General features: G+C 58.6%; 6 protein-coding genes. 2 read left to right on the forward strand and 4 right to left on the reverse strand.

The annotated features are described in order from the left end of the window. Nucleotides 1–256: 256 nt before the first annotated feature. On the reverse strand, nt 257–1,891 hold the full coding sequence (gene pgi, locus B2696_RS03400) for a glucose-6-phosphate isomerase (RefSeq protein WP_075729434.1): 1,635 nt from the start codon (nt 1,889–1,891) through the stop codon (nt 257–259). A gap of 113 nt (nt 1,892–2,004) precedes the next feature. Then, nucleotides 2,005–2,289 carry a chorismate mutase gene (locus B2696_RS03405; protein WP_075731040.1) on the reverse strand — a complete coding sequence of 95 codons (285 nt, stop codon included), beginning with the start codon at nt 2,287–2,289 and terminating at the stop codon, nt 2,005–2,007. Between the two features lie 205 nt (nt 2,290–2,494). On the opposite strand from B2696_RS03405, the gene pcrA reads away from it, so the two are divergent. After that, a complete protein-coding gene (gene pcrA / locus B2696_RS03410) occupies nt 2,495–4,996 on the forward strand; it encodes a DNA helicase PcrA (RefSeq protein WP_286953894.1) in 2,502 nt (833 codons plus the stop codon). A 16-nt stretch (nt 4,997–5,012) separates the two neighbouring features. Here pcrA and B2696_RS03415 read toward each other — a convergent pair whose 3' ends face one another. Next, complete coding sequence (locus tag B2696_RS03415; RefSeq protein WP_286953895.1) at nt 5,013–5,732, reverse strand: M23 family metallopeptidase; 720 nt, start codon at nt 5,730–5,732, stop codon at nt 5,013–5,015. A 610-nt stretch (nt 5,733–6,342) separates the two neighbouring features. Continuing rightward, nucleotides 6,343–7,104, reverse strand: a complete 762-nt coding sequence (locus B2696_RS03420; protein ID WP_286953897.1) for a M23 family metallopeptidase — start codon at nt 7,102–7,104, stop codon at nt 6,343–6,345. Nucleotides 7,105–7,555: 451 nt separating this feature from the next. Between B2696_RS03420 and B2696_RS03425 the strand changes: the two genes are divergently transcribed. Beyond that, nucleotides 7,556–9,029 (forward strand): DUF6350 family protein (locus B2696_RS03425; RefSeq protein WP_286953898.1); only part of this gene is annotated, 1,474 nt, incomplete at its 3' end.

A 9,029-nucleotide genomic window follows, 5' to 3' on the forward strand; every position in this document is an offset into this window, starting at 1 on the left:
ATCCGAATGCGCCACCGCGGCGCGGGCGCCTGGCCCGCCAAGACGGAAAGATAGTCTGGCAGCCGCCCGCACACTAGCCGTTAGGACAACAAGCCAGGCGGCGACTTTCAGCACCCCTAAAACAAAGCCCGGTGGGGAAACCAACAATGGGCAGGACTATGACTGTGCGGTGGAGGGGATCCCGGAAAATACCGGCAAGGGACTCGCGTTTTTCCTGCCACTCCCACCACGCACTTTAAACCTCGGAAGAGCCACTTTAGCGGTGACTGCGGTACCAGCCCACGAGTTCATCGGTGGAGGAATCACCTGAGTCGACCTTTACCTTGCCGGACACGGCAGGGGCCAGGTCATTTGCCTGCTGCTTTCCTAGCTCGACTCCCCATTGATCGAAGGAGTTGATGTCCCAGATAGCGCCCTCGGTGAAGACAATGTGTTCGTAGAGTGCGATGAGTGAGCCCAAAGCATCCGGGGTCAGTTGCTGCGCAAGCAGGGTAGTGGAGGGCCGGTTACCCGGCATCACCTTGTGCGGGACGACGGCTGGGTCAACGCCTTCCGCCGCAATTTCATCGGCATTCTTGCCAAAGGCCAGCACCTTGGTTTGGGCAAAGAAGTTGCCCATGAGCAGGTCATGCATGGAGCTGGAGGAATCAGCCGTGAAGAAGTCCTCGTGTGGACGGGCGAAGCCGATGAAGTCAGCCGGAACGAGCCGGGTGCCCTGGTGCAGAAGCTGGAAGAATGCATGCTGCCCATTGGTTCCAGGCTCGCCCCAGAAGATCTCCCCCGTGGTGGTTTCAACCGGCGTGCCATCGTGGTGGACGCACTTGCCGTTCGACTCCATGGTCAGCTGCTGCAAGTAAGCAGGGAAACGACCCATGTCCTCGGAGTAGGGAAGAACCGCGTGTGTCTGTGCGCCGTGGAAGTTGGAGTACCAGATATTGAGCAGACCCATGAGGATGGGCAGGTTGCTCTCAAGCGGGACAGTACGAAAATGCACATCCATGGCATGGAAACCGGACAGGAAGCGCATGAAGTCCTGCGGGCCGATGGTGCACATGAGTGAGAGGCCGATGGCGGAAGACACCGAGTAGCGTCCCCCGACCCAGTTCCAGAACCCAAACATGTTCGCGGTGTCGATGCCGAATTCCGCGACCTTTTCAGCGTTGGTCGAAACAGCCACGAAGTGCTTGGCGACGGCGCTTTCATCGCCGTCGAACTGCTCGAGCAACCAGCGCCGCGCAACATGGGCATTAGTCAGAGTTTCCTGGGTGGTGAAGGTCTTGGAGGCGACGACAAAGACTGTGGAGCCCGCGTCTAATCCTTCGAGGGTGGCGGCCATGTCGGCGGGGTCAACGTTGGAGACGAAATCAGCGCTAATTCCTGCTACCTCGTAGGCGCGCAGCGCCTTGGTAGCCATGGCCGGACCCAAGTCTGATCCGCCGATACCGATGTTGACGATCTTCTTGATGGTGTGTCCGGTGTAGCCGAGCCACTTCCCAGACCTCAAGGCGGTGGCGAAATCGCGCATGTGGCCAAGGGTTTCGTGGACCTCTGCGGCGACGTCTTCCTCGCCGACCACAAGATCCTCTGTAGCAGGAAGGCGCAGCGCGGTGTGTAGAACCGCGCGATCTTCAGTGTTGTTGATGTGCTTGCCCTCAAACATGGCCTCGCGGCGGGCTTCGAGGTCTGCGGCCTTGGCCAGCGCGAAAAGGGCGTTGAGAACCTCATCGTCGACGAGGTTTTTGGAGAGATCTGCGTGCCATCCCGCTGCGTCGAAAGTGTAGCGAGAAGCTCGGCGTGGATCCGCCGCGAAGAGTTCTCTAAGTTTGAGGTCTTTCTTAAGTTTAAAAAGCTCGGAGAGCGCGGTCCACTGCGCGGTGGCGGTGATGTCCATAAAAGAGGCCTTTCTAAAGGTGAAACGGTCCGGCGAACACCGGGGTATCAAATGCGAGCAACATTCCACTGTCCCACCGTAGTCCAATTGCTCACACTGAGCAGTAGAAAAAGCTAGCCGAGCTTGCCGCGGCCCATACGCAAAAGCGCCGAGGCGATGGCGGGGCCCTCCTCACCCAACTCGTCTTGGAACTCGTTGAGGATAGCTATCTCGCGGGTATGGACAAGACGGGTTCCGCCGCTGCTCATACGGGTGCGTCCTATCGCCTGAGAGACCTCCGTGCGGCGCTTTACAGCGTCAAGGATGAGGCGATCGAGCCGATTGATCTCGGCGCGGTAGCGCTGGATCTCTGCGTCAGTGAGTGGATCATCGCTGCCAGAGGGGAAGCGGATGGCCATGCCGTTGTCCACAACACCACTATCGGCGGCGGTGCTGCCAGAGGCGGAATCCGCAGGGGAGTTAGATGTGGAGTCAGAAGCGGATTGAGGGGGGAGATTTTCTTCTAAAGACATAGGTCCCAATTCTGCCACCGAGCCCGTCTAAAGGGAACATGAGGCGAGATGAGGTGACATGTCCGAGGAGGCTAGTAGGTTGGTAGGCACTATGAATAACGAGTCTCCCTTTTCCCGCATCTCGCCGGATCGCGCCGGATCCTCGGCCGCCCCGGTTGTTGGCAATTCACGCGAGGTGGCCACGTCCCCGAAACCCGCAGCGGATCCCCTAACCCAGGGGCTAAATCCGCAGCAGCTGGCCGCGGTGACCCACATTGGTTCTCCGCTGCTTATTGTTGCTGGCGCAGGCTCAGGAAAGACGGCCGTGCTCACGCGCCGCATTGCTTATCTTATGCGCAGCAGGGGGGTGGCGCCCTGGGAGATTTTGGCTATTACCTTTACCAACAAGGCCGCTGCGGAAATGAAAGAGCGCGTCGGGCAATTGGTGGGGCCCGTGGCTGAACGCATGTGGGTGTCTACGTTTCACTCCATTTGCGTGCGCATTCTGCGCCAGAACGCTCAGCTGGTGCCCGGGCTGAACACTAATTTTACTATCTATGACGGGGATGATGCTAGGCGTCTGCTGACCATGATTGCCAAGGACATGGGCATAGATCTGAAGAAATTCACTTCTCGCGTTTTGGCTAACCAGATCTCTAATCTAAAAAATGATCTGGTCTCCCCGGATAGTGCTGCGAGCGAGGCTGCAAAAACGAAGAATCCTTTCGATATTGTCATCGCCCAGGTTTATGCGGAGTATCAGCGCCGCCTGCGTGCGGCCAACGCGGTCGACTTTGACGATCTTATTGGAGAGGTCGTGCGCATCTTTCGGGAGTACCCGCAGGTAGTCGCGTTCTACCGGCGTCGCTTCCGGCATGTCCTCATTGATGAGTATCAAGATACCAACCATGCGCAGTATGCCCTGGTCTCTGAGTTGGTTGGCAAGGGAGAGCCTTCTGCTGAAGCGCCGCAGCTGTGCGTAGTCGGAGACTCGGATCAGTCTATCTATGCTTTCCGTGGAGCAACCATCCGCAATATCCAAGAGTTTGAGCGCGATTACCCGCAGGCCAAGACAATCTTGTTGGAGCAGAACTATCGCTCAACGCAGACCATCTTGAATGCCGCCAACGCGGTCATCTCCAGGAATGAGGGTCGCCGTGAAAAGAATCTGTGGACCGCGCATGGACAGGGAAAAAAGATCATCGGCTATGTCGCCGATAATGAACATGATGAGGCGCGGTTTATCGCCTCCGAGATTGATTCTTTGGCCGATCAGGGCCGTAGCTACTCGGATATCGCCATCATGTATCGCACCAATAATGCTTCTCGTGCCTTGGAGGACATCTTCGTGCGCTCGGGCATTCCCTATAAGGTCGTCGGCGGAACCCGCTTCTACGAGCGCCGCGAGATCCGTGACATGGTCGCCTACCTGCGCATTATCGATAACCCGGATGACACCGTTAGCCTGCGGCGCATCATTAACGTCCCCAAGCGGGCGATTGGGGACAAGGCGCAGGGGCAGATCTCCTTGCATGCGGACAATCTCGGCATCAGCTTCGGCAAGGCGCTGCATGATGGCGCTGCCGGCGCAGTCGCGGGTTTAGGCACCCGCGCTGTTAATGCCGTTTCCAAGTTCGTAGAGATGATGGAAGGGATTCGAGCACAGATTCCGGGAATGAGAAATGCGGTGACAGGGCAGCCCGATCTCGGCGAGCTGCTCAACCTTGTGCTGGACGCCACGGGATACCGCGAGCTTTTGGAACAATCCAACGATCCGCAGGATGGGGCGCGTCTGGATAACTTGAACGAACTCGTCTCGGTAGCCCGAGAGTTTTCTTCCGACGCGGCAAATAACATGGCGTTCGATGGCTCGGACGCTGAGGAAGATCCGCAGCTGGCAGAGGGAGAAGCCGCACCGGGCTCCCTGCAGGCCTTCCTAGAAAAGGTCTCTCTTGTCGCTGATGCGGACCAGATCCCCGATAGTGAGACCGGAGTGGTGACTCTGATGACTCTCCACACAGCAAAGGGCCTAGAGTTCCCAGTTGTGTTTCTTACAGGTTGGGAGGATGGCCAGTTTCCACATATGCGCTCGCTCGGTGACCCGAAAGAACTGAGCGAGGAACGTCGCCTGGCCTATGTGGGTATTACTCGCGCACGTGAGCAGCTCTATCTCACTCGCGCAATCCTGCGATCTTCGTGGGGCAATCCTATGACCAATCCTGCCAGCCGTTTCCTTGGAGAGATCCCAGAAGAACTCCTTGACTGGCGCCGCGAAGCGCCCGAAAGCAGCTTGTCTGGCGCGTGGGGCGGCGATGACTCTTATCAGTACGGAAGATCCTATGGCAAGGACTGGTCTGGGTGGAATAAGAACAAAAAGAGCACTGCGACTTCCCCTTCGCAGCGCTCCTCATCCTCGCACTCAGCTACCTCGATGCCACGGAATAATCACCTCAATCTTGCGGTCGGGGACCGCGTCAACCATGCGAAATATGGTCTCGGCACGGTGATTGAGGCCGCCGGTTCTGGTGCCAGGGCCACCGTTACGGTGGACTTCGGCTCGGCCGGTAAGGTGCGGCTCATGCTCATCGGCGGAGTGCCGATGGAAAAGCTCTAGCAGCCGGAAAAGCGCGCTAGATGGTGATGCCGCGCTCTTTGAACCACGGCACAGGATCAACAGGCGTGGTGCCATCAGGGTGAATTTCAAAGTGGAGGTGGGGGCCGGTTGAGCGGCCCTCACTGCCCATGCCGGCGATTTCTTGCCCAGCACTGACTCTGTCGCCCACAGACACGTAGAGCATATTGGCCGGCATGTGGCCGTAGACGGATATAGCTCCGTCGTCGTGGCGCACTCTAATCCAGTTACCAAAGCCCTGGGCTGGGCCGGAGGAAATGACCTCGCCGTCCATGACGGAGTAGATCGGGGTTCCTACGGCGTTGCCTATGTCGATGCCATTGTGCGTGGTTCCCCAGCGCTCGCCGTAGACGGAAGTAAAAGTACCCGTCGTGGGAGAAGACACCGTGTTGCCACTGGCGTCGCGCCCCGTTTGCTTGGTTACCTCGGGCGTATCTGCTGGTGGACGGAAAGCCTCGATGAGTTCCTTGATGAGTGCTGGGTCTAAAGCGATATCCCACCCACCTTGGCCTTTAGAGGACTGTCCCTCGGTGTCTGCGTCTGCGGCATCAGCGCTTGCTGCGTCGGCGAGCTCCAAAGCGGCTTCGTAAAGCGCAGCGTCGTTGTTTGCTGGCGTATCCACCGCGCTCGCAGGAGCGACTGTGGTCAGGGCGAATGTCATACACAGTGCGGTGGTGCCAAGCACTGTTCGCTTGACGGCGCGATTCATGCGCTTCATAAATGAAGTCCTTATCGTGACGTTCCAGGGATGGGGCAGTGACGCTCTTTTTGGGCAACGAGATAAAAGCTATCTGTTGTTGTCACATCGCGCAATGACTAATCTACCCAGCTCAATGCACTGATGTTCGAAACAGGACTAAGTTGCCAGCATGTTACGCGTGTTGCAGGAGTGAAAACTGTTATAAAAAAGTTCTCGGGCAACTGTGTGGGGGTGTGGGGAAGGGGGAGTGCCCCATGCGATGGCTGTGGGTGAAGTTCTTCTTCCCACTTAACGGTCTTTTCTTCCCGCCATATCCGCCGCTTAGGGGGTATAAGGGATTGAAAAGCTCCCCCTTTGAGAATGCGTTGGTGGTCAAAAAATATCTCCTGTGAGATGGACTACAACGTTTGGTTGGCGGCCTGAGACGAGGGTTGATGGCCCGAAGTTAAGCAGCGTGTCGGAGGTGCGACGGAGTGGAGTGCAACGCCAGAGTGACGCGGTTAAACTTGGATCGGCGCACGCTATGACGGGAATCGGCGCAGAACAAAAGCGCGGGAGCGCTGTGTTGCGGCGATCCCGCGCTGCTGCGGAAGAAAGGTTGGATGGGAAGTTCGGGGGAGCTGTATCCCTAGCCGATGTTGATCCCGCGCTCTGCAAGCCACGGGATGGGATCAATTGCGCCCTGGCCGGCGGGGTGAATCTCGAAGTGAAGGTGGGTGCCGGTGGAGAATCCCAGGTTGCCCATTCCGGCGATCTTCTGGCCTGTGTGGACCTGCTGGCCCACGGCGACGTCTAGGGTCTCCATGTGGCCGTAGACGGACATGGAGCCGTCTTCGTGCTTGATGCGGATCCACTGGCCGTAGCCAGAGGCGGGGCCGGAATCGATGACGGTGCCGTCCATGACCGCGAGAATAGGCGTTCCATTCGCGTTAGCGATGTCGATGCCGGAGTGGAAGGAGCCCCAGCGGGAGCCAAAGCCGGACGTGAAGCTGCCCTCGGCCGGGCGGACGACTGAGGGGCCGCGGGCGGCCTTGTCGGCGGCAGCGCGCTCGGTAGAGGCTGCTACTGCCTTGTTGAGCTGATCTGCCAAGTCCGTGATGGGCTTGTTGTTAGATACGGCCAAGATCTGCGGGGTTTCGGCGAGACCGTCAGCGACGGCCGCCTGGGCGCGCTCAAGCTCTCCGGAGTTGTTTGCCAAGGAGAAGTTGACCGACTGGGCCTTTTGTCCTTGGGTGTTATCGGCTTGAATATTAGCCGCGGCCGCTCCGCCAACACCTGCGGTGGAAACCGCTCCAGCAGCTACCGCGATAAGGGCGATACGGCCCTTGGTGGTCTGCGAGGTGATGATCTTACGGTGGCGTCCGGCGTCCCGCTGGGTCTTGCTTCGCATCAAATCAACTTCCATTCTCTTCACAATCTGCGTACCGGATATGGCGTTACAGTCCATCACGGTTGGTTACGATATTGTGACCTTTCTGTTACCAACGAGATGTAACAGTAGCGTCTCGGAAATGTGACAGCAACCCTAACCGGAATAATTTTCTTCCCCCGGGCTAAACCTGCAGAACTCGCCGCCGTTTCTAAGGAACGGAATTGGCTACCCCCGCGGGTGGGGTCGGTGTAACGCTACGGAGTGATGGTCGAGAGTGGACTCCTGCGACCGCCGTGTTCACTCTAGTCACAGTAATATATATAGGTATCGGCGGCTCTTACTTTCAAAGATAGGCGGGATCTGCAAGGTGCAGGTCAGCGTTGGACCTTGGGGTATTGGATCGCTCGTGTGTATCGATTCTCGTCGCGCCAAACGTGCTCGCGGGCATTCGCGTGGCACAGTAGAGGCGATGAATAGGAACACCAGCCCCCAATCGCGGTCCACCTCGCGTCCGCGCGCGCAGACGAGAGGCCGCGGTCACCAGTCCATCGACCCAGCCTCACGCATCGCGCACAAGGCTGGGGCGCAGGCGAAAGCGCGCCGCGCGCGACCCCCGCTGAGCAAGTTTGAGCGAGCCCGCCGCATGGCTTTTGCCGTGGCTCTGCCTCAGGCGGTGCTTATCCTCGCTATTTTGGCGGTAGCCTTGGGCGCTTTGTTGCTGACAGGCACCTCCCTAGCCTGGCTGCCTGCAGTCATCGCTGAGTCTTGGATGGTTCTAAATCTCGGGCCCGTAGTGGCAGGCGGAATAACCATCTCCGTGATGCCACTGCTGCCGGCGCTGCTCTTTGCATTCGTTATCGCGCGCCGGATCCGCAACACGATTCGTAGCAAGGTGAGCATCAATGACGTGGCTATTCTCGCGGTCGCGGCAGTGGTGGTGCCCGCAGCACTGACAATCTTGGCCTGGCTAATGCTGTGGGACGCGGGGAAAGTATTCGATGTTTCGCCCCCCAACCTGGCTATGGCTTTGCCGCGGATTCTGCTTCTGCATCTTTGTGTACTGGCCGGTGGAATGGGCCCACGCCTGTGGCGGGCGTTGGCGCGGCGCTTCGGGGTTTCAACCCTGCTTGTCGACGCCGCTTTCTTAGCCCTGCGCTACTTGGCCTATGCCGGAATCGTCTCCTTGGTGGTGTTTGTGATTGTGGCGGCAGTGGGATGGGGACGCCAAAGCGAGCTGCTTGCAAGCTATCCGCATCTCGGTGCCGGTGGGGTTGTGGGGCTGGTAGCTCTGAGCCTGCTTTATCTGCCCAACGCCGTGGTCTACACGATGGGGGTTTTAAGCGGCGCCCAACTGCACGTCGGCGATGCTAGCGTGAGCCTCTTTAATGTCGATTTGGTGGCCTTGCCGCCGGTGCCTCTATTCGGCGTCGTACCCGCATCGGTACAAGCGTGGGCCGTAGTTTTGTTGTTGGCCTTGCCGTGCAGTGCCGCCTACCTCTTCTACCGTCGCCGTCCCAGCTTTCAATTCGCTGCTGTAGCAGGGCTCATGGCAGCCGTCGGAATGCTCATCCTAGGCTATCTTTCGTCCGGGGAACTCGGATACTACGGGTTCACCGGTCTGAGCGTGTGGGTGGCTGCGGGGCTCAGCGGGGTCTGGCTGGCAGCCGTCGGACTAGCATTTGCTGCAGCCTCCCTCTTACTCCAAGCACAGAGTGCACGGAGTGCCGCCTGTGAGGAAGAGGCGTCGGTTGTGCCCGCGCCTGAGGATCAGGTTGAATCTGATGACGCTGGTGAGGTCGCAGAAGAGGAAGATTCGCCGGAGGACCCAGAGATCTCAGCGGGGTCAGAAGACACTGACGTGGACATTGATGTAGACCCCGACGATGGCAGCCGCGATTATGCGGACGTGGTAGACGCGGAGGTTGTGGACGCTGAAGTTGTGG

It is taken from the genome of Corynebacterium sp. UBA4397, from assembly GCF_002390965.1.
GTDB classification, from domain to species: Bacteria; Actinomycetota; Actinomycetes; order Mycobacteriales; family Mycobacteriaceae; genus Corynebacterium; species Corynebacterium flavescens.